Origin of the sequence: Hymenobacter aranciens, assembly GCF_030580865.1 — a bacterium.
GTDB classification, from domain to species: domain Bacteria; phylum Bacteroidota; class Bacteroidia; order Cytophagales; family Hymenobacteraceae; genus Hymenobacter; species Hymenobacter aranciens.
Genome location: NZ_JAUQSY010000006.1, coordinates 152329 through 172899 on the forward strand (window position 1 = coordinate 152329; position 20571 = coordinate 172899).

Genomic DNA, 20571 nt, shown 5'->3' on the forward strand with positions numbered 1-20571 from the left:
CTGCTCCCGGCCAATGCCCTTATTTGCCCCGCCAAAGAGCCTCCGGTTGGCCCATTGCGAAGCGTTTCCGTCAGCCGGCCGCTTACTTTGCGGGCTCCATGAAAAACGCTCTGCTCCGCCCGCTGCTCGAAGTAGCCCTATTGCTGCTCGTGGCGCTGGGCATCACGCGCTGGCTGACGGGCTTATTCGGGGTACGGGTTAAACTATTGCGGCTCAGCGCAGGGCGGCAACTAAGGCTGGCTTTCTGGCCCTTGCTGGCGCTGGATGCCAGCCTGAGCGCCGTATCGGCGATGTTGCTCAATGGCCGCTCGGCCCAGGGCTTCGAGTGGGTACTGGCCGCTGTTTTCTTCGGCCTGACGCTGACCTTGAGCTTGCCCGCATTTGTATTGCACGTCCGCTACTGGCTACTGAACAACGGCACCGAAGTGATTTTTCAGCCTGAGGCCAACCAGTTTGAAATTTACGAGCAAGGCCAACGGCAGTTTTTCAACTACCGCGACATCCTGAAAGTAGAACGCGTGAGTTGCCGGGCCCGGCGTACGTTCTGGGTTAATTACGACTATCTGCGCCTGCATCTGGCCGATGGCCGCATCCTCACGCTCACTTCCCTGCTCGGTGATTTGGAGCCGCTGACCACGTTTCTGCGCTCGGCGCCTACTGAGCGGCGGGCCGTGGCGTGGTGCTGGGTGTAAAACCGCTATTGCGGATTCAGTTTCCGCTTGTAAACCTTAGGGATAACCGTCGGCTCATAGGCACCAAACACGCTCGGGGCGCGGCGCTGCAAACGCGACAACAGACCCTCCTGGTCCACGAGGTAAGCGGGCGGGTCAGCGGCCACCTGCCGGGCAATGCGCACCACGGCCGCGTACTCGCCGAGGTGGCCAAAGTCGTCCTGCGCCAGTTCCCAATCGAGGTAGGGCGTGGCAAGTTTATTACTGATATACGGCCGGTTATCATTGCCCAGCACCAGAATGTGGTGGCCGCGCAACTGCGCCAGCGCCGGGTCGGGTTGCATGCCGAAGCGGCTTTCGGCCGGCAGATGCAGCAGGGTTTCGAGGCCCGGCACCTGGGCCCGGTAGCGCAGCGTGACGGTGCCCGCCAGCACAAACAGCAAGAACAGTTCGGGCAGCCAGCGTAGCCGGGCTTTCTGCCACAGAAAGAGGCCGAAGTACGCCAGCGGCGGCAATATCAGCACCTGGGCGCCGGCGGCTGCCCCCTGCCCCACCGCCCCGGCCACAATGGCCACCAGCAGCCACACCAGCATCAGCTGCCGGAATTTGGTTTGGAACACCAGCCCCAGCGGCACCGTGGCCGACCGCAGCAAGGCCAGCACCAGCACCAGCGCCGGCAGCGCCAGCAGCCCCAGCTGCAGGGCGCCCGGCAGGGCATCTACCTCCATATCAGCCAGACCGGCCTCGAAGTGAAAGCGCACGAAGCCCGGCAGCGCCTCGTTGTAGAAAAAGTACGTAGCTACCAGCGCGTACGGAAACGCCACCCCGCACAGAAACAGCAGAAAGCTGCGAAACGCATTGGCCGCAAACACGATAATGGCAAACAAGGCCACGGCAATAAACAGCCCCAGCGGCAGGTAGCACAGCGCCCCCAGCCCCACCAGAAACCCCGCCCGAAACAGCCGCCGGTTGTCGTAGCCCTCCCGCGAGGTCGAAAGCAAAGCACTCAGCGAAAACACGATAAACGTGTGCCCCAGCAGCAGCGCCGACAGCGTATCCAAATCGGTGCTGACGCTTCCCAGCAGCAGGTAGGTAAGCGCCCCAATGTAGCCGCGCTCGGGGTGCACGTCGTAGCGGTTGAACACCGCATTGAGCCGTAGCGCCTGAGCTATTAACAATGTCAAAGCCAGCATTCTATACAGCCACACCGGCCGACTTGCCACTGCCTCCAGGCCAGCGAAAAAGGCCGCCGCCAGCGGCGCCGTGCCGTCGTAGAGGTCGCGGTAGGGCATGGCGCCGGCATGCAGCCGCTCGCCCACGAGCAGGGCCCGCAACTCGGCGGCCGTGAGGGGCAGGCCCAGCCACAGCAGCGGCAGGCGCAGGGCCAGCACCAGCAGCAGCAGGGCCAGCAGCTGGGCCGGCAAGGAGCTTTTGAAGAAGCGGAGCAAGGAGCGAAATGATGGCGGAGTTCCGACTGCAAAGATTCACCGGAACTGCCAAGTGGCTCACCCCAGCCGTGCCTAGTAGCTGCGAAAGTCCTCGCAGTTCAGCCGTTGCTTAACTGCCGAATCCCGTGCGGCGATGTGCAGACTGCCCAGCTTCTGCGTCAGGTCAGGAGCCTCGTACACGTCCACGGTCAGCTCGTTATGATACCAATGGGGTACAAACCGCAAGCTGTCGGTTACCCAATTTGCCCGGGTGCTGGGGCGGCACCAGCCAATTTCAGTTGCACTCAATCTTCCCCAAAAGCCGGACTCGTCGTAGGCCGAAAATGAGCCTGGCGCGTCGCTGCCGATGCCTTTTAGGAGATTGAATTCATACTGAATCCGAATAGTTTCAGCTTGCTCCGGATTCGAGAAGCGGGCGGTAGGGCTTGGTCCACAGGCGCTGAGTAGCCCCACCAGCAGGGCACCAGTTAGGCTTGTTGGCAACGGTTTCCAAGCATAAGCAAAACGGTTTCGGGGAATGGCCATCGATACTTTATAAACGCAGGGCCAAGTTAGGACGCAAACCGCAACGGCCTAGCCCGTACCTTTGCAAGTCATATGGAAAGCAAACGACAACAGAAAATGGCCAGCCTGCTCCAACAGGAGCTGGCAGCCGTGCTTCAACGCGACCTGCCGCACCTTTTTAACGGTGGTTTGGCTCCCGGCATCAGCACCGTGCGCGTGACGCCCGACCTGGGCCAGGCCCGCGTGTACCTGAGCCTGCTGCTGAGCACCGACGCCGACGCCCGCCTAGCCGCCGTGCAGGACAACGTGAAGGAAATCCGCCACGCTCTGGCCAAGCGCATCCGCAAGACGGCCCGCGTGGTGCCCGAGCTCATTTTCTTCCACGACGATAGCGCCGCCTATGCCGCTCACATGGACCAGGTGCTGAGCACGCTGCACATTCCGGCCGAGTCGAAGGAGGTGGATGAGACGGAAAAGCCTAAACTACCCAAGCTCTTTAACTCGAAAGGCGAATAGGGGGCGGTATTGGTTTTTACATGCTGGGTATTAGGGATTAGCAAACTTTTCCAAAAACCGGATACCCAACACCTAAAACCCAACCCCAATACCAATTGCCTTTACCAGCGGGTCTTTGCCCACTTCTTAGCTTATTCCCTTTGTACTACGACCCGATTAAAAAGACGCTCGGCGAGGTTTTCAACCGCACCCCCTTGCTACGCCGACTCTTCTATAACCTGCTCGACCTCTTGCTACTGCGTACCTGGCACGTGCACCGCGAGCTGCGCCAGTGGGCCAAAGGCCGCACCCAGGAGCCGATGACCATTCTCGATGCCGGCTCCGGCTACGGCCAGTACAGCTACTGGCTGAGCGGCCTGAGCCAGAAATGGAATATCCTGGCCGTGGACGTGAAGGACGAGCAAGTAGCTGATTCTAATCAGTTTTTCCGCCAAATCGGCCGCACCAACGTGCAGTTTGCTGTGCAGGACCTCGTGCTCTACCAGGAGCCCAACGCCTTCGACCTCGCCCTGTCGGTGGACGTGATGGAGCACATTCTGGAAGACGTGGAGGTGTTCCGCAACATCCATGCTTCGCTCAAAGACGGCGGTATGCTGCTCATTTCCACTCCTTCAGACCAAGGCGGCTCCGATGTGCACGACGACGGCGAAACATCCTTCATCGAGGAGCACGTGCGCGACGGCTATAACATCCACGAAATCCAGCAGAAGCTACGCACCGCTGGCTTCGAGCGCATTGAGGCCCGCTACAGCTACGGCGAACCCGGCCAGATTTCCTGGCGCCTGAGCATGAAATACCCCATCCTGATGCTGGGCAAGTCGCGGCTATTTTTCATTTTGCTGCCGTTTTACTACCTGGTTACGTTCCCCTTCTGCCTGCTCCTCAACTGGCTCGATGCCCGCACCACGCATACTTCGGGCACAGGGCTGATTGTGAAAGCCTGGAAGTAACACTGACGCAATTTTGTCGTATATTTAAACCGAATTCGAAACAAACTTCTGTTTTATGTCCGACGCTTTAGAATTTACCCGCCTGGCCGAGCTCCTCATCAGCCGCCAGGACCAGCAGCAACAACAGCTTGAGTTGCTTACGGCTAGCGTAAGCAAACTAACCAACCAATCCGCCGATACCAAGCTGATTATCGCGCAAAACCAGGAACGAATCGCGCAGAATGAGCAAGGTCTTGCCAAACATGACCTGGTCATTGCTCAAAACCGGGAGCGTATCGCCCAGAATGAGCGGGTAATTGAAGTATTCGGCGAAGTGCAACAGCGCATTATCAATCAGCTGGAACTCATCTATACTGAGCAACAGCGTTTCAATCGACGCCAGGAAAATTTTAACCAACGTCAGGAAGAATTCAACCAACGTCAGGAAGGATTCAACCAACGCCAGGATGATTTCAACATCATTTTCCTGGAAGAGCTGCGGGAGCTCAAGGGCGATGTCCGCGAAATACGCCGGGATATCAAAGACCTTCGCGATGTAGTGCTGACTCAGCACGAAGAACGGCTGCGCCGGCTCGAAGATTTTATGAATGGCTTCAAGAACGCAGCTTAACTTCGCTTTTCACCGACTCGTACACGCTTAAAATTCCTCGGTGAACGTCCCTCTCCTCATTGCCCGGCGCTACTTTCGTTCCAAGAACAAGCGCAACATCATTTCCATCATCTCCAACATTTCGATGATTGGGGTGGCGGTGGGCACGGCTGCGCTCATCATCGTGCTATCGGTGTTCAATGGGCTGGAAGACCTGGTGCGCACGCTCTACGGCAAATCGGACCCGAACCTGGTGATTTCGGCCCGCAAGGGCAAGGCCTTTCCCGTCGATACCGTGCTGCTGACGCGGCTGCGCGCCGCGCCCGGTGTGGGGCTGCTCACGGAGGTCATCGAAGACAATGCGCTGCTACAATACCACGACCGCCAGATGGTGGTGAAAATGCGTGGCCTGTCGGATAATTACTTTGGCCAGAGCGGTATCGACTCCAGCCTGCGCGAGAAGGACCACCGCCTGCGCCGCGACGGCCTCGACTTTGCCATTGTGGGCGCCGGCGTGCAGCACGAGCTCAGCATCACGCTCAACAACCGCCTGGCGCCGCTGAAGATGCTGTACCCCCGCCACGCCGGCCGCAAAACCCTCAGCATGAATCCCGACCAGGCGTTCAACGAGCAGGAGCTGTTTGCCGGCGACGTGTTTCTCATCGAGCAGCACATGGACGACAGCTACATCTTCGTGCCCCTCAGTTTCGCCCAGCGCCTGCTCGGCTACGGCGACCGTCGCACCGCACTCTACGTGAAAGTGAGCGAAAGCTTTCAGATTGAGGGCGTAAAGAATGAGTTGCGCAAAATCCTCGGCCCCGATTTCACGGTGCTCGACTCCGACGAGCAGCACGTGAGCCTGCTCAAGGCCATCAAGGTGGAGAAACTGTTCGTTTTCATCACCTTTGCTTTCATTCTGCTCATCGCCTCGCTCAATATTTTCTTCTCGCTGTCGATGCTCGTCATCGACAAGAAGAAGGACATTGCGGTGCTGCAGGCCCTAGGGGCCAGCCAGAAAGCTATTCGGCGCACGTTTTTGCTGGTGGGGGCCATTGTGGCGTTCGTGGGGGCCGCCTTCGGGCTGGTATTCGGCGTCACTATCTGCTTTTTCCAGCAGCAATTCGGGCTGGTGAGCATGGGCATGGCGACCAGCGTAGTTGATTCGTACCCGGTGAAGATGCAGCTTTCCGACATCGTCTTTACCTGCGTGGCCATTATCATCATCACCCTGGCCGTGAGCATCCGGCCGGCCATGAACGCCAGCACGCTGGAAGTGCGGGAGAACCTGTAACGCGGGCCTTCTTTTTAATTTATTTTTAACCATTTCCGCGCTTTCTTCATTTCCCATTTCGCTGTCCGGGCTTAACTTGCGTATTCCTCCCCGCATGCCCGGATATGAAAGTTTCTACCGCTGAGCCTTTTCAAATCGTTTATTCGCTCTTCGAACACGAGTTCCTGGGCTACCTCTTCGCTGCCTACGTGGTGCAGCGCAGTCCCAGCGGCCAGCTCACGCTGCAACATCAGACGGTATCGAGCAAAAATGCCCACGAATTTGCTGATGGGCTGGACGCCACCGACTTCGAGCTGATTGAGCTCTGCGACCAGATGCAGCAGGACGCGGTAATCAAGGAATTCTGGCCGCGCAAAATCACGACGGCCGAGTTTTTCCTAAAGATTTACCACCCCGAAAAAGGCGACAAACCCCTGCAGGAAGCCATGAGCCGCTACGTGCAGGAGCGCATGGGCGCACTGCTCAACAAGCTCACCGACAAGCTGGTGTTCATCATGGGGCGCGATGGCGAGCCCACCTGGCGCGAAATCGGGCTGGCGCCGGCTAAGGCGTCGATTCTCTTTCACTTCCGGCGCAACGAGGAGGGGACGCACTACTTCCCCACCATTCAGTACCAGGGGCAGAAGCTGGATTTTCAGTACAAGGATGCGGTGCTGGTGTGCCTGCAGCCGGCCTGGCTGCTGCTGGGTAATTTGCTTTACACCTTCCGCACCGAGGTGGATGGGCGCAAGCTGCTGCCCTTCCTGAAAAAGAAGTTTATCGTGGTGCCGCGGCAGGTGGAAGACAGCTACTTCCAGAAGTTCGTGGCCCCGCTCATGGAGTCGTTCGACGTCCACGCCCGGGGCTTCGACATCCGCTCGGAGCGCTACGTGGCCCGGCCGCTGCTCACCTACACCGACGTGCCGCCGGCTGCGCCCGCGCCCGAGGCGCCAGCCCGCCCGCTAGGGCCGCCGCGCCGGGGCCGCATCCCGCAGCCCAAGCCCGCCGCGCCCCTACCCACCCGGCCCGAGGACGAGCTGATGTACTTCGACCTCAACTTCCGCTATGGCCCGCACCTGATGGCCCTCAGCACCGACAAGCCGGTGAGCGTTCACCTGGAAAAAACAGCTGACAGCTACGTGTTTCACCGCCTGCTGCGCAGCCCCGCGCAGGAGCAGGCCACGCTCGATGAGCTGCAGGCGCTGGGCCTGAGCGTGAGCAACGGCCACGCCACCCTGCCCAAAGCCGACGCCCTGACCTGGCTGCACGACCACACCCGCACCCTCGCCGAAGCCGGCTACACCGTGGAGCCGGGCGCCTCGTCGGGCAAAAGCTACTTCATCGGCCCGATGTATGCCCGCGTGGGCATTCAGGAGGCCGGCGACTGGTTCGACGTGCGCGGCACGGTGCATTTTGGGGAGTTTGAAATCCCGTTTATTCGCCTGCGCAGCCACATTCTGCAGCGCCGCCGCGAGTTTAAGCTGCCCAACGGACAGGTGGCACTCATTCCCGAGGAGTGGTTTACCGACTACCTCGAGCTCTTCGCCTTCGCCGAGGAAACCGACGGCGAAATCAACCTGCGCCGCCACCACCTGGCCCTGGTGGCCGACCTGCAAAGCTCCGAGCTGGCCACCGTGACGATGGGCCGCAAGCTTGAAAAGCTGCGCGACTTCGCCGAGGTGGAAGACCACCCGCTGCCGGCCGGCTTCCGGGGCGAGCTGCGGCCCTACCAGAAGGCCGGCTACAACTGGCTGCGCTTCGTGCAGCAATACCATTTCGGCGGCTGCCTGGCCGATGACATGGGCCTGGGCAAAACCGTGATGACGCTGAGCATGCTGCAGCAGCGCCACGAAAGCGGCGCCACCAACGGCGCGGCCTCGCTGCTGGTGCTGCCCACCTCGCTGGTGTACAACTGGCTGGGTGAGGCCCAAAAGTTCACCCCCAACCTGCGCATTCTGGCCTACACCGGCACCTACCGCGACAAAAACGCCGCCCAGTTTGCCGACTACGACGTGGTGCTGACCAGCTACGGCATCGTGCGGCTCGATACCGAGCTGCTGGCCTCCTATAAGTTTGATTACGTGATTCTGGACGAGTCGCAGGCCATCAAAAACCCCTCCAGCACCACCTCGCAGGCCGTGCGGCAGCTGCGCTCGAAGCACCGCCTGATTCTGACGGGCACGCCGGTCGAGAACAGCACGATGGACCTCTGGTCGCAGATGTCGTTCATCAACCCCGGCTTGCTGGGCACGCAGGCGTTTTTCCGCAAGGAATTCCTCAAGCCCATCGAGAAAGACCAGAACGAGGACCGCACCCGCCGCCTGCACGCGCTCATCAAGCCCTTCATCCTGCGGCGGCACAAGGCGCAGGTGGCGAAAGAATTGCCGGAGAAAACCGAGCACCTCAGCTTCTGCCCCATGACCGAGGAGCAGGCCCACGCCTACGAGGAAACCAAGAGCTTCTACCGCAACAAAATCCTCTCGAACCTCGACGAGCACGGCTCGGCCAGCACGCAGTTTCTGCTGCTGCAGGGCCTCACCCGCCTGCGCCAGATAGCAAATCACCCCCACCTCGCCGACCCGGAGTACGCCCACGAATCGGGCAAGCTGCGCGAGGTGCTGCGGATGCTGCGCGGCGTAGTGGCCGAGGGTCACAAAGTCCTCGTCTTCTCGCAATTCGTGCAGCACCTGCTGCTGGTGCGCAACGCGCTGGACGAGCGCCAGCTCCCCTACGCCTACCTCGACGGCAACACCCGCGACCGCCAGGCCGAGGTCAACCGCTTCCAGGAAACCGAGGAGTTGCAAATCTTCCTCATCAGCCTCAAGGCCGGTGGCGTGGGCCTCAACCTCACCGCCGCCGACTACGTCTTCATCCTCGACCCCTGGTGGAACCCCGCCGTGGAGGCCCAGGCCATCGACCGCGCCCACCGCATCGGGCAGCAGCGGCCGGTGTTCGTCTATAAGTTCATCACCCAGGGCACCGTGGAGGAGAAAATCCTGGCTTTGCAGCGCCGCAAGCTGGCCCTGGTGAGCGAATTGATTGCCACCGACGAGGCCGTGATTAAGTCGCTGACCCGGGCCGATATTGAAGAGCTGCTGGGGTAGGTTCTGGCCTGTGTGGCACCCCTCCTGTCATGCTGAGCGCAGCGAAGCATCCTCTCGCGCCTCAACGATTTCGTTCGAACGTGAACGGATGCTTCGTTGCGCTCAGCATGACAGTTCTTTTGTTTTGCCCTTTCCTACCTTCGCCCCATGCTCACGTCCCTCCGCATCCAGAATTTCCGCAGCATCCGCGACGCCGCCGTGAAGCTCGGGCAAGTCAACCTCTTTATCGGGCCTAATAACTCGGGGAAAACGAATTTTTTGAAGGGGGCCGCCTTGTTTGCTTACAGTCTAGGAAACTATCCTACAAACAGACTGGATTCAGAAAACTTCTTTAAGTTCCGCTCTAGGCAAATTGCAACTAGTGATTGGGGTGTACCAATACAATTCGTGGCTGGGGCAGATAATTTGGACGGAAAGGTTGTAAGTCTAATTATTGGTCATGATGTCGATGTAACAAATGACCGTTGGATATATACTAGCGAGTTCTCTGTGCTACCCAATATACAGACAGAACATCATTTTACTGGCTACTACGACATACCTCCCGACTACTACGAAGAACCTCTTCAGGTTCCCACAGAAATTTGGAAACTCATTGATTATATGAGGGGCACATTGATTTATAGACCAGAACCATCGGATTATGTTCTGAGTGTTGGATTAGCTTATCAAGAAACTATAGTTGCCAATGCGAGCAACATTGTAAATTTCATCTATAACTTAAGCCAAAACTACAAGAAGCTCTTTAAACAGCTTGAGGATGATTTTGCTCGTTGTGTTGGTTCTCTTACTGGTGTTTCTATACCTGCTGACCCCAAAGAGCCCGGTAAACTCAAACTGAAATTCTTCGACAAAAACGACGTCGGCTACTGGGCCGAAGAAGTATCTGAAGGCGTCCTCTACTTCCTCGCCCTGCTTTGCATCGTCCACCAACCCGACCCGCCGAAGCTGCTGCTGCTGGAGGAGCCCGAGAAAGGCATCCACCCCCGCCGCATCAAGGAGGTGATGGACTTCATTTTTGAGCTGGCGCGCCTGCGCGACATTCAAATCATCCTCACCTCGCATAGCCCCTATGTGGTCGACCACTTCAAGGACATCCCGGAGTGCGTTTCCGTATTCGACCGCAATCCGGAAACGGGCGAGACGATGATTCACAACGCGGGCGACCTAATCAAAAAGACTAACGAGGAATACGCGGCCCAAGGCCTGCCGCCCACCGACTACACCAGCTCGCTGGGCGAATACTGGGTATCCGGCTTTCTGGGAGGGGTGCCGCTATGAGTATCATTACCTACGGTTTTTTTGGCGAAGACAAAGGGCAAGGACGATTTCTAACCGAGTATCTGCGGAAGATGGAGACGTTGCATCCGGTGCTGTTCGACGCCCACCCGTGGTTTAGCCAAAAGTATCAAGGCGTCAATAATAAGGGCGTTGACAAAGGATTCCGCGAAGCTTGGCTACGCGGCTTCGGCCAGGAATGCGAACTCGACTGCCTGTTCGTTGGGCGCGACCTTGATTCCAATACCCCCACTATTCGAGCGGAGCGGCATCAGGTTTTCATCGATAAAGTTGCGGGCATCGACCGGCCAAATTGGTGGGCGCGCACCGTTTTTATTTTGCCGATGCAGTGCATCGAACACTGGCTGCTGGCACTACAGCGGCGCGCCGATGGCCGCCCTTCAAAAGACACCCGCGACCTGGAAGGCATTCTCAACGATGCCGTGAAAAGGGAGTTGTACGAGGAACACCCACGCACCCCCACCAATCAATCCAAAGACGACTTGGTAACTGCCTTGGCAGCAGACCTGGATATTGAATGGCTGGCAGGAGTGTCCGTCAGCTTCCAGGATTTTCACCAACAGGTAGAGGCTTATTTGGCGAAGCACTTGGTCGCGTAAAAACCCTCCGCACCCACGCCCCCACTCATTTCCCCCAAGTCCCGGGTTTCCGCACGCACGCCCCGGCCTCCGCTGCCACGCCACGAGTTTCCGCACCCAAGCCCCGAGTTTCCGCACTCACGCCACGAGCTTCCGTACCCAAGTCGCGGCACTCCGCACCCAAGTCACGGGTTTCCGCACCCACGCCACGGCATTCCGCATCCAGGTCACGGGTTTTCGCACCCACGCCACGACCTCCGCACCCAAGTCCTGCTTTTTTGGAATACTGGTTATTGTGTTGTAGTATTGTGCCGGGCCAAACGGGCCCGACATTCTCTCACCATCAACCCATAACCCCATGCTTACTGCCAAGCAAACCAACCGCCTCACCGCCTACGAAAACCTCGACACCGTCCTCCAGGACGAAGCCGACGTGTACAAAGACGACGACGGCATGCAGGAAATCGCCACCACCCTGCACGACCACCTCACCGTTCTCAAGCCCTTGCGCAAGGCCGGCGTGCGCCCCCGCAAAGGCGGCGCCACCGAAGACAAAACCAACGCCAAGCAATTCCTGGCCGACGTCGGCGGCGAAATCGCCGGCGACCTCTTCTCCTTCGGCAGCAAAATCAATAACAACACCCTCAAAGCCGAATCCGACTACTCCCCCGCCGACCTCGTCAAGCTGCGCGGCACCCGCCTCGTCGACGTCAGCGAGCACCTCTACGACCTCGTCGGCACCCACGCCACCGCCATGGGTAAGCTCGCCATCTCCGATGCCCGCCGCACCGAGTTCCGCACCGCCATCGATGACTTTAGCGGCAAAAAGAACGTCGGCCGCCAGCAAACCGGCACCGGCCAGGCCACCAGCCTCAGCACCGGCAAGCGCTTCGCCCTCATCGCCGAGCTACTCGAAGACCGCCTGCTGCGCGCCCTGCGCAAATACAAGCGCCTCAACCCCGACTTCTACACCCGCGTCACCGCCGCCCGCGAAGTCATCGACCTCCCCGGCTCCAACCCCGGCCCCGGCGACGGGAAACCCCAGGCCTAGAACCTCCCAAAAAAGCGCCCCGGCCAGCTGGCCGGGGCGCTTTTCAGTTGCGGCGGCAAGCCCTTGGGGCTACTCCACCGCCGTCAGCGGCAGCGCCTCGAAGTGGAAGTTCTCGCCCGCCACCGTTTCGCCGAACTTGGGTTCCACCCAGTGCAGCAGGGTGTCGCCCAGCGTCAGGCGGATAACGTTTTCGTCGGGCTGGCCGGGGTCGCTACGCCGCGGCACGCCGTGGTGAAAGTGGCACTCCACCACCAGTTCCCACTTGTCGCCCGGCTGCACCATGAAGGACTTGTAGCCCTCCAGGGTCACCGCCACCTCGTTTCGCGACTTCGACCGGGTTTCCGGGTCCCACTTGGCCCGCAGCTTCTGGTAGAGGTAGTATTTGCCGTTTTCCGCGTGCTCGGTATCAATCAGCACCTGGTTGTCGCCGCTGCGCACCTTGCGGGCATACACCTTCACTATCGGCGACGACCAGATTTTGGGGTCGATGTAGCCGTAGGTCACCGTCTCGTTGGCCTCCAGCTGCAGGTGCACCTTGCTGCGCAGCGCCAGCAGCGCCGGCTCGCCCCGGTACTCAAACAGGTTGGCCGTAAACACCCGGATGCGGTCGTGCGCCGCCGCCAGCTGGCGGTTGTGGTTTTCCACCAGGTGCAGGTCCAGGTAGTGGCCGTCGCGCACGCGGTCCTGCAGCACGTAGGGCGTCGTGCCCCACTTCACCGCCTGCGCCACAATGTGGTTTTCCTTCGTAATGCCCGTCCACTCGTAGGCGTGCATGCCCACGGCCGGGCCCTGGTCGGGCGAGGCCCGCTGCGCCACCTGCGGCGCCACCAGCACCGCCACCGTCAGCGGCTGGCCGTCCTGAAACAGGTCGACCTGCTGCGGCTGCACCCCGTAGCGGTAGTTCGCGTCGAAGGGCTTGTGCAGGGCCGGCCCGGGCTGCTCCCAGGGCCAGAAGTAACTGGCCAGCACCAGCTGGCTGCTCATCTTGTCCTGCAGCTGCGGGAAGTTGTCGCGGGCCGCCGTCAGGTCGATAGCCCGCGGCCGCAGCACCGCCGTTTCCGTTACCCGGCCGGGGCGCGGCGCGTAGCTGCCCGGCGCAAAGGCCGGCGCCTTGCGGCCCTCCAGCTGGCTCGTGCGCACCAGCGCCCGGCCGTAGATGCCCGCCAGCAGCTGCTTCAGCCGGGCCAGCGCCTTAGCCTCGTCGGGCTCGCCCTGCGCGTTGCGCTCATCCACCCCAAAGCGCAGCTCCACGGCCGCGCAAAACAAATCGGCTTGCAGGATAACCGGCTCGATGTGGGCCGGCAGCCCATCGTAGGCAGACGACGCCCCGACGCTTACCGGCGCCCACGCCACGGTAAAGGTGGGGGTGAAAAGCAGCACATCCACGCAGCGCTGAAACTCCCGCACGTAGCCCAGCACGAAGTCCTCTTTAAACTCGGTTTCCCACTTCTTCACCTCGCGGGTCAGCACCGTGTTGCGCTCGGCCGCATCGCGGGGGTTGTCCACCTTGCCCGCCAGGGCAGCGCTCAGCACGGCCGCCCCGGTGTAGAGGCGGTTCAGGCCGTCGGCAAACCAGGCCTCCAGCAGGCTGTAAGCCTCCGGCACGGTCACGCTGTGGTTTTCAATGCGCAGCAGCAGCTGGTTGGTCCACAGCTGCAGAATGCTCTCCGACGTGGGCGTCGATTCCGTCATCAGCGTCCGCATCGTTTCCATGGCCTGCTTCACGCGCCAGTCGTGGTCCACCGAGTGCGCAAACCGCTTGGCCTGGTCTTCGGTAAACACCATGCCCTTGGTCTGGGTCATCAGGCGCATCATGTTTGGCGAGATGCCGTTGCTGGCCTCGGCCTCGACCTCGGCCGGCGCCTCCTGCCCCAGCTCCGCCGCCGAATACGCCACCCCGTGGGCCGACACAATGCTGCTCCAGGCCACCATCAGCTGCGCGTCCTTAGCGAAGTACTTCTGCATCTCGGCCAGCATTTTGAGCTGCTTCGAGATTTCAATCAGGTTCTTGTTGGCCGTGTCCAGCGACTTTTTCACGAGCGCCAGGTCTTCGATGATGGCGTCGAGCCGCTTGTTCACCTCCACCTCGCTGCCAATGCCAAAGGCAATGAGGGCTTCGCTGAAAAACTTGCCGCCCGCGCCGGCCAGCAGCTTGCCGGCCCCCCAGGTAATAAAGGAAGCCGCCACCGACGTGATGCCGTTCGGGGCGAAGGAAGCGGGCGCCGCCTCCAGTTGGGTGTTGGTAGTTTCTACCATGTTCGTAGGTACTTTAAAAAGTGAGAAAGGGTAACGCAGAAGGAAGGCAGCTACTTTCATCACCGGACGGGCCCACAGCCCGCCGCCCGGCACAGCAGCACGGGCACAAAGGTCGAGGGCCGAAATGGCATGATTTGTCGCATAAAAATGCGACAGGGCCAATTATTTTTCAGGCCTTTACGCCCCGCTTCCCGGGCGCCCCACCCGCACGCAAAAAGGCCCGTCTCCCTATCAGGAAACGGGCCTTTCGCCGGTAGCGCGGACTCCGTAGCCCGTGAATCTGGTAGTCGTTCACACGCACGGACTACTAACGTCCGCGCTACCAGGTGCTACTCCCGCACCACCCGCAGCCGCTGGCTCCCGCCATCGGCCCCGGTAACCGTCAGCACGTACACGCCCGGCGCGGCCTGGGCCAGCGCCGCGCTCAGCTGCGCCGCCACCGCCTCGCGCGAGGCCGCCGAAGCCAGCACCACCCGCCCGAGCACCGACGTCAGGCTGATGCGCAGGGGCTGCGCGGCATCGGCCACGGGGCCGCCCAGCAGCTGCAGCGTCTCGCCGTGGCTGGGGTTGGGCACCAGCGCGTAGGGCGCGCCCGCCGCCGCCACAAAAGCCACCGGGCTCAGTTGGCTGCGGCCATCCCGGTCGCGCAGGCGCAGGCGGTAGTAAGCCGCCGCTGCGGCTTTGGTATCGAGGTACTCGTACGTGGTCGGCTGGCTGCCGCCGCGCGCCGCCACCGTCGTCAGCGGCTCGAAGGCCCGGCCGTCGGCCGATTTTTCCACCTCAAATCCGGCGTTGTTTTTCTCCTGCGCCGTGGCCCAGCTTAGGCGCACACTGCTGGCACTGCTGCGCTGGGCCTTGAACTCGGTAAGCGCCACCGGCAGCGGCGTCACCGCGTTGCCGAGGGCAAATTTCGAGAATACTGCAATGTCGGCGTGCGAAGCCACGTAGGGCCCGCTGCCGCTCAGGCTGGCTGCCCCGATGTCGCTCCAGCTGCTGCCCGCGCCGCCCTCGTTGCGGTAGAAGTGCGCCTTGCTGCGGTCGAAGCCCGCGTTCTGGTCGGCCGCGCCGAACTGCAGCGTCATCGTCACCACCGGGCCGCTGGCCAGGTCGGGCGTCACCTCCCAGGTGCGGTTCACAAACTCGGCGGTGCGGGCATAAGGCGCCCCGCTCGTGCCGTTCGTAAACTGCCCGCTGAACGTGCGCACCCGGAACGTGGTGCTCGTGCCGCTGTTGGCCAGCGTCAGCGGCGTGTAGGAGGCCATCGTGCCCACCGGGAAGGCCACCGTGGCGCCGCCCGTGGGCACCGGCCGCAACACGAAGCCGCCGCTGGCCGCCACATCGGGCGTCACCACGTAGTGGCTGGCATCGGCCCCGCTGATGGTGGCGCCGGCTCCCAGGCTCAAGTTGTAGTTGTCGAGCACCAGCAGGCCGTTGCTGAAGGCCAGCGTGCTGCTCACGTTCAGCGGGCTCAGCAGGCGGGCATTGTCGGCGTTGTTGATGGTCAGGTTGGTCAGCGCCAGCGGCGCCGAGATGCTGCCCGAGCTCAGCGTCTGCTCGATGCTGCCGTCCAGCTCCACCCGGCCGTCGCCGGCCAGGGTGCCGGCCACGGTCAGGTTGCCGTGCACGCGCAGCACGGTACCGGCGGCCAGCGTCAGCGTCGCGCCGCTTTCGATGGTGAGGTTGCGCACGTTCAGGTTGCCGAGGCCCAGGGCGGGCGTGAGGCTGGTACCGGCGGGCACCAGCGCATCCACGCTGGCGGCGGGCTCCACGCCGTTTTCCCAGTTGCGGCAGTCGCCGGGGTCGGTGCTGTTGTTGTTGCCGGTCCAGATGGCGGCCTCGTTGCGGGGCACGCTGGCCAGACGGGTGTTCACGGTAGCCGGGGCCGTGTAGCGCACCTTCACGAAGCAGCGCTGACCGGGGTCGGTGGCGTAGGTATTGCGCACCTTCAAGGCATACCAGCCGGTGAAGGCCGGCGTGTAGGTACCGCTGGCCGAAGTCGAGCCGCTGGCGCTGCTCAGCAGGTTGCCGCGCAAGTCATACAAGCCAATGGTCAGGCTGTTATAATTCGGCGAGTTGCCGGGAAACAAATCGTAGCGCACCGGCTGCCCGGCCTGCACGTAGATTTTGCCCACCAGCCGCGAGTTGGTCGAGTTCGAGGGCAGGGCGCCGCCCTGGCCCAGGCTGTTGCAGTTGAGGTCGCCGAGGTCGTCGGCCATTTCCCACTCCTGGGTGGTGAGGGCCGCGCGCGGCGGCTGGTACTGGTCGTTGTCCTGCCCCACCGGCGCCCACACCGAGTAGCCGCGCAGCCCGTGCACGCTGTTGCAGGGCGGCGTGCTGATTTGCACGTACTGGTTGTTGTCGACGGTGCGGGTGGCATTGCCATTGGCCCCGGAATAGTCTTTGAGCACAGTGCCAGCCGGAAAATCCGTTTGCACCCACTCGTTCTGCCAGCCCACCGAATAGTCATTGTCATTGCCGCCGTGGTCGCTTACTCCAATCAGCGCCCGGGCGCTGCGCTCAATCACCAGCAGGTCCTGGGCCTGCCAGCGCACCCGGTAGGCCCCGCTCTTAAAGTCCAGGTTCTGGTGGCACCAGATGAGGTTGGCCAGCGGCGTCCGCACCGGCAGGTCGCTGGTGCTGGTGGCCTCGTGGGCATAGCGCTTGCCGGTGCCCCCGATGTTAAACAAGTCCTCGAAGAAAATCTGCGGGGAGCCATCCACGGCCATTGCCACGGCGTAGGCCGCTGCAAGGCGCGGGCTGAACGGGTCGATGTGCGGGGCCAGCTCGTCGCCGGAGTTCCAGCCGGTGTAGTTGCCGCTGGCATCCTTCTGCGGCCGGAAGGTGTCGTGGTTGTTCACGAAGGGCACCGTGCGGTGCACGTAGGTATTCGAGTTTGAGTAGTACGCCACGCGCTGGTTCTGCTGCCGCGCCGGCAGGCTGCCCATATCGAAGAAGCCGCCGCCGGTCACCATGCCGTAAATCCCCTCGCGCAGCCCGAAGTCGAAGGTGCCGATGAGGAAATCGCTGCCGTTGTTTTGGCTGGCGGTGCTGGTGGTGTAGTTGTCCAGGTCGCTTTTGCCGCCCACGTATTCGCCCACGTTAAACATGGTTTCGCCGCCGTTGGCCCAGCCCGCGTTGTATTTCAGGTTGAAGCTCAAATCCTGCTGCACGGCGTAGCTGAAGTGCTTCACCGCATCCCAGCGGAAGCCATCCACGCCGGTTTGCTTTTTCATCCACACAATCCAGTTGCGGGCCTGGTTGCGCGAGTAGCCCGCGCTTTGGGTGGGGTTGAAGGCGTTGGGAAACTGGCTGGCGATGGCCCCGCTCAGCCCGCCGTAGCCGTCGCCGCCGCCATCGTCGCCGTAGCAGAAGTCGGGGCCGAACAGCGGGTCGGGCATCGGCCCGCTCATCGTGTTGTGCCCGAAGTGGGGGTGAAAGTTGGCGTAGTTTTTCGGCCAGCGCCCGTTGCGGCTCAGGTACTCGGCGGCGCTTTCGGCGCCGTTCTGCGGCAGCGGCCGGCTGAAGCTCGGGTAGCGGAAAGTTTTATAGCCCGAGTTGCTTTGCATCGAGTACGAGTCGGGGTCCTGCCCGCCCTCGCCGTTGCTGGCCCCGGCACCGTCGGCATGGTTCAGCACCACGTCCTGAATAACTTCAATGCCATTAGCGTGCAGCACGGCCACCATGCGCAGAAACTCGTCCTTCGAGCCGAAGCGGGTGCGGGTTTCGCCCTTCTGGTACTTGTCGCCGAGGTCGTAGTGGTCGAAGGGCGAGTAGCCCACGTCGTTGGTGGCGTTCTTGTTCTTGGGCGTCGGCGGAATCCACACCGCGTCGATGCCCAGGCTCTTGAGGCGCGGCGCCAGCTCGGTCAGGTAATCCGCCCACTTGAAGCGGTAGGTATCGTTATAATAATCCCACCAAAAGGCCTGCAACACGACTTTCTTAGAGGTCGTCTGGGCCTCGGCGGGCCGGCCGCCCAGCAGCGCGGCCGCCAATAGTGTCAGGATAGAGTAGCGTTTTCTCATTTTAGAATAAAATGGGGAGTAGGAATAGCGGACGAAGATACGAAAAGCGGCTGTAATTGGCTTTGGGTTATTGCAAAAAGGGGTTGTGAGGACTGAGGCGAGGCAGGGCGATATGGTATATTTTCAAGACTACAGTAGCGCGAACTTTGTAGTTCGCGTCCCCGCGCCGTTTGAATCGTTGAATCGGCGCGGGGACGCGAACTACAAAGTTCGCGCTACTGCCGCGCCCCTATTCAGCCGTACCTTTGAAGCTGTGCTCAATGCGTTTGCCAGTCGGTTTCTGTTACCACTCCTGTGTTTGCTCGTGCTGCTGGGGGCGCCGCGGCTGTTGCGGGCCCAGGCCGAAACGGCCACCGTGCCCTACGTCGATGCCCTGAACCGCGCCCAGCTGCGCTACCCCGCCACCTGGATGCTCTACCGCCACGTGGGCACTGCCGAGGCGGTTTTTGCGCCCGGCGGACCGCCGTTTCCGGCGCAGGCCATCCTCACGGTGCGGCCCCTGCCCGAGGGCCGGCAGGACCGCCGCCTCACCGCCCCCGGCGGCCTCGACAGCCTCTGGCTGCGCCTGCAGCGGCTGCCGGGCCTGGTGGTGCTGCGCCTCAGCCAGCGCGACTACGGCGCCTACGACGAGCAGCTCTACGATTATACTTATGCCACCGGCACCGGCCGCACCCATGTGCTGGGCCGCCGCTTCTGGCGCAGCGGCTACGAGTTCGGCCTCGAATACCGCGCCGCGCCCGGCCAGGACGCCCGCCATCTGGCCGAGGGCCGGCAACTCATCGAGTCGTTCGGCTTTACGAACAACCCCGCCGCTTTCCCCAGCCGCCGCTACGCCGACCAGCTCTGCGACGACAAGATGTATGGTATTGCGGCCACCCGCGTGCTCAATGGGCAGGTGGTCGACGACTGCCGCAGCATCCACGAGTTCAACGCCAACGACCTCACCCGCAAGCCCAAAATCCACCGGCAGGTGCTGCCTTTTCAGAGCTATGCGCTGGCCAAGGGGTTTGATAACTGCCTGTATTCGGTGACGAAAGCACCAACCGACACGCCAGAGTACGTGTTCCGCTACGACCCGGCCCGGCACGAGGGCCGCTATACCGGCTGGAAGCTGCCCGCCCAGGGCCCCGACGTGAGCTGGATTTCGGGCGCCACCGACGACCAGGGCCTGCTGTACTTCATGACCTCCGACGCCCACAAGCTGGTGCGTATCAACCCGTCGGACAACTCCGTGACCCTGCTCTGGACCACCGACCCGCTGAGCCGGGCGCCGTTCTACCCCTACGTTTCCTACGAAGGGGCGGGCTCGCACGGCAACTTCTGCATTGATGATGCCCACACGCTCTACTCGGTGTACAGCACCAACGGCAGCCTGTTTAAAATCGACCTCAAAACCAAGCGGCCGGCGCCCGACCAGCTGGTCATCACCGGCCTGCCGCGCCGCGGCGGCTACTCCGACCTGCTGATGCAGAACGACCCGCAGGGCCGGCGCCGCCTCTACCTGGCCGGGCCCCGGTCGCTCTACACCGTTGATTTGGCCCAGCACCAGGCCCGCCTCGTGCGGCGCGGCACCTACACCGATTTGGCCGGCTGCAACCTCTTCCGGGTGCCGCCCAAGCCGGTGCCGCTACCGCCGCTGCCCCCCACGGCCACCTGGCGCGGCCGGGTGCTCGATGCCCGCACCCGGCAGCCCTTGCCTTACGCCCAGCTGCACCTTGGGCCCGCCGGCGACGAGCGGCTGGTGCATATCTCGCCCCAAGGCACCTTCGTGTACACCGCGCCGGTGGGCCGCGCCGGCGTGCTACGCGCTCAGCTTTCGGGCTACCTCACCGCCGACAGCTCCTGGACGGCCCAGCCCGGCCCGGTGGTGCGCGACATCCTGCTGCACCCCTTCGCCGTGGGCGCTACGCAGCAGCTCGATAACGTGCAGTTTGCCCAGGGGCAGGCGGTGCTGCTGCCGTCTTCCTTTCCGGCCCTCGACCAGCTGGCCGCCCTGCTGCGCGACAACCCGCGCCTCACCATCGAGCTGCGCGGCCACACCGACAACGTGGGCCCACCCGAGAAAAACGTGCGCTTGAGCGAGGAGCGCGTGGCCGCCGTGAAAACCTACCTCGTGGAGCGCGGCATCGAAGCCGCCCGCATCGGCGGCCTCGGCCTGGGCGGCAGCCAGCCCGCCGCCAGCAACGAGCGCGAGGAAACGCGGAAGATTAATCGACGGGTGGAGTTTCGGGTGACGGGGCTGCGGTGAGGGGGTTTAGGCAGAACTAAATGAGAACGTCATCCTGAGCGCAGCGAAAGGACCTCGCCCGCTTC

Annotated in this window: 14 protein-coding genes; 10 read left to right on the forward strand and 4 right to left on the reverse strand. The window is 62.1% G+C overall.

Annotated elements, in window-relative coordinates; genetic code table 11:
- Window positions 1-98 precede the first annotated feature (98 nt).
- Window positions 99-692, forward strand: coding sequence for a PH domain-containing protein (locus Q5H93_RS10350; RefSeq protein WP_305006454.1), 594 nt, complete (start codon window positions 99-101; stop codon window positions 690-692).
- Window positions 693-697: 5 nt separating this feature from the next.
- On the opposite strand, the gene Q5H93_RS10355 is transcribed toward Q5H93_RS10350, so the two are convergent.
- Together Q5H93_RS10355 and Q5H93_RS10360 are read right to left on the reverse strand one after the other, a co-directional pair.
- Complete coding sequence (locus Q5H93_RS10355; RefSeq protein WP_305006455.1) at window positions 698-2119, reverse strand: hypothetical protein; 1422 nt, start codon at window positions 2117-2119, stop codon at window positions 698-700.
- 72 nt (window positions 2120-2191) lie between these two features.
- Entirely contained in the window at window positions 2192-2644 is a 453-nt protein-coding gene (locus Q5H93_RS10360) for a hypothetical protein (protein ID WP_305006456.1), read from the reverse strand.
- Window positions 2645-2716: 72 nt separating this feature from the next.
- Between Q5H93_RS10360 and Q5H93_RS10365 the strand changes: the two genes are divergently transcribed.
- From Q5H93_RS10365 to Q5H93_RS10400, 8 genes are all read left to right on the forward strand, one after another.
- Window positions 2717-3139, forward strand: coding sequence for a ribosome-binding factor A (locus tag Q5H93_RS10365; RefSeq protein ID WP_305006457.1), 423 nt, complete (start codon window positions 2717-2719; stop codon window positions 3137-3139).
- 140 nt (window positions 3140-3279) lie between these two features.
- A complete protein-coding gene (locus Q5H93_RS10370) occupies window positions 3280-4089 on the forward strand; it encodes a class I SAM-dependent methyltransferase (RefSeq protein ID WP_305006458.1) in 810 nt (269 codons plus the stop codon).
- Between the two features lie 55 nt (window positions 4090-4144).
- The gene (locus tag Q5H93_RS10375) at window positions 4145-4699 is read left to right on the forward strand and encodes a hypothetical protein (protein ID WP_305006459.1); all 555 of its coding nucleotides are present in this window, start codon (window positions 4145-4147) and stop codon (window positions 4697-4699) included.
- Between the two features lie 40 nt (window positions 4700-4739).
- Window positions 4740-5969 (forward strand): FtsX-like permease family protein, encoded by a 1230-nt coding sequence (locus tag Q5H93_RS10380; RefSeq protein ID WP_305006460.1) that lies wholly within the window; start codon window positions 4740-4742, stop codon window positions 5967-5969.
- Between the two features lie 104 nt (window positions 5970-6073).
- Window positions 6074-9052 (forward strand): DEAD/DEAH box helicase, encoded by a 2979-nt coding sequence (locus tag Q5H93_RS10385; protein ID WP_305006461.1) that lies wholly within the window; start codon window positions 6074-6076, stop codon window positions 9050-9052.
- Window positions 9053-9199: 147 nt separating this feature from the next.
- Window positions 9200-10333 (forward strand): AAA family ATPase, encoded by a 1134-nt coding sequence (locus Q5H93_RS10390; protein ID WP_305006462.1) that lies wholly within the window; start codon window positions 9200-9202, stop codon window positions 10331-10333.
- Entirely contained in the window at window positions 10330-10950 is a 621-nt protein-coding gene (locus tag Q5H93_RS10395; RefSeq protein WP_305006463.1) for a hypothetical protein, read from the forward strand. The genes Q5H93_RS10390 and Q5H93_RS10395 overlap by 4 nt, the downstream gene beginning before the upstream one ends.
- 337 nt (window positions 10951-11287) lie before the next feature.
- On the forward strand, window positions 11288-11980 hold the full coding sequence (locus tag Q5H93_RS10400) for a hypothetical protein (protein ID WP_305006464.1): 693 nt from the start codon (window positions 11288-11290) through the stop codon (window positions 11978-11980).
- A gap of 69 nt (window positions 11981-12049) precedes the next feature.
- On the opposite strand, the gene Q5H93_RS10405 is transcribed toward Q5H93_RS10400, so the two are convergent.
- On the reverse strand, window positions 12050-14236 hold the full coding sequence (locus tag Q5H93_RS10405) for a hypothetical protein (protein WP_305006465.1): 2187 nt from the start codon (window positions 14234-14236) through the stop codon (window positions 12050-12052).
- A 329-nt stretch (window positions 14237-14565) separates the two neighbouring features.
- Window positions 14566-18258: an alpha-amylase domain-containing protein gene (locus Q5H93_RS10410; protein ID WP_305006466.1), complete on the reverse strand. Its 3693-nt coding sequence runs from the start codon at window positions 18256-18258 to the stop codon at window positions 14566-14568.
- Between the two features lie 304 nt (window positions 18259-18562).
- Between Q5H93_RS10410 and Q5H93_RS10415 the strand changes: the two genes are divergently transcribed.
- A complete protein-coding gene (locus Q5H93_RS10415; RefSeq protein ID WP_305006613.1) occupies window positions 18563-20506 on the forward strand; it encodes an OmpA family protein in 1944 nt (647 codons plus the stop codon).
- Window positions 20507-20571: the final 65 nt, after the last annotated feature.

Excerpts from the sequence above, each read along its gene's own strand:
- Q5H93_RS10350 (WP_305006454.1), top strand. The coding sequence starts at position 99 with ATGAAAAACGCTCTGCTCCGCCCGCTGCTCGAAGTAGCCCTATTGCTG.
- Q5H93_RS10375 (WP_305006459.1), top strand. The coding sequence starts at position 4,145 with ATGTCCGACGCTTTAGAATTTACCCGCCTGGCCGAGCTCCTCATCAGC.
- Q5H93_RS10410 (WP_305006466.1), bottom strand. The coding sequence starts at position 18,258 with ATGAGAAAACGCTACTCTATCCTGACACTATTGGCGGCCGCGCTGCTG.
- Q5H93_RS10365 (WP_305006457.1), top strand. The coding sequence starts at position 2,717 with ATGGAAAGCAAACGACAACAGAAAATGGCCAGCCTGCTCCAACAGGAG.
- Q5H93_RS10405 (WP_305006465.1), bottom strand. The coding sequence starts at position 14,236 with ATGGTAGAAACTACCAACACCCAACTGGAGGCGGCGCCCGCTTCCTTC.
- Q5H93_RS10390 (WP_305006462.1), top strand. The coding sequence starts at position 9,200 with ATGCTCACGTCCCTCCGCATCCAGAATTTCCGCAGCATCCGCGACGCC.
- Q5H93_RS10400 (WP_305006464.1), top strand. The coding sequence starts at position 11,288 with ATGCTTACTGCCAAGCAAACCAACCGCCTCACCGCCTACGAAAACCTC.
- Q5H93_RS10395 (WP_305006463.1), top strand. The coding sequence starts at position 10,330 with ATGAGTATCATTACCTACGGTTTTTTTGGCGAAGACAAAGGGCAAGGA.
- Q5H93_RS10360 (WP_305006456.1), bottom strand. The coding sequence starts at position 2,644 with ATGGCCATTCCCCGAAACCGTTTTGCTTATGCTTGGAAACCGTTGCCA.
- Q5H93_RS10385 (WP_305006461.1), top strand. The coding sequence starts at position 6,074 with ATGAAAGTTTCTACCGCTGAGCCTTTTCAAATCGTTTATTCGCTCTTC.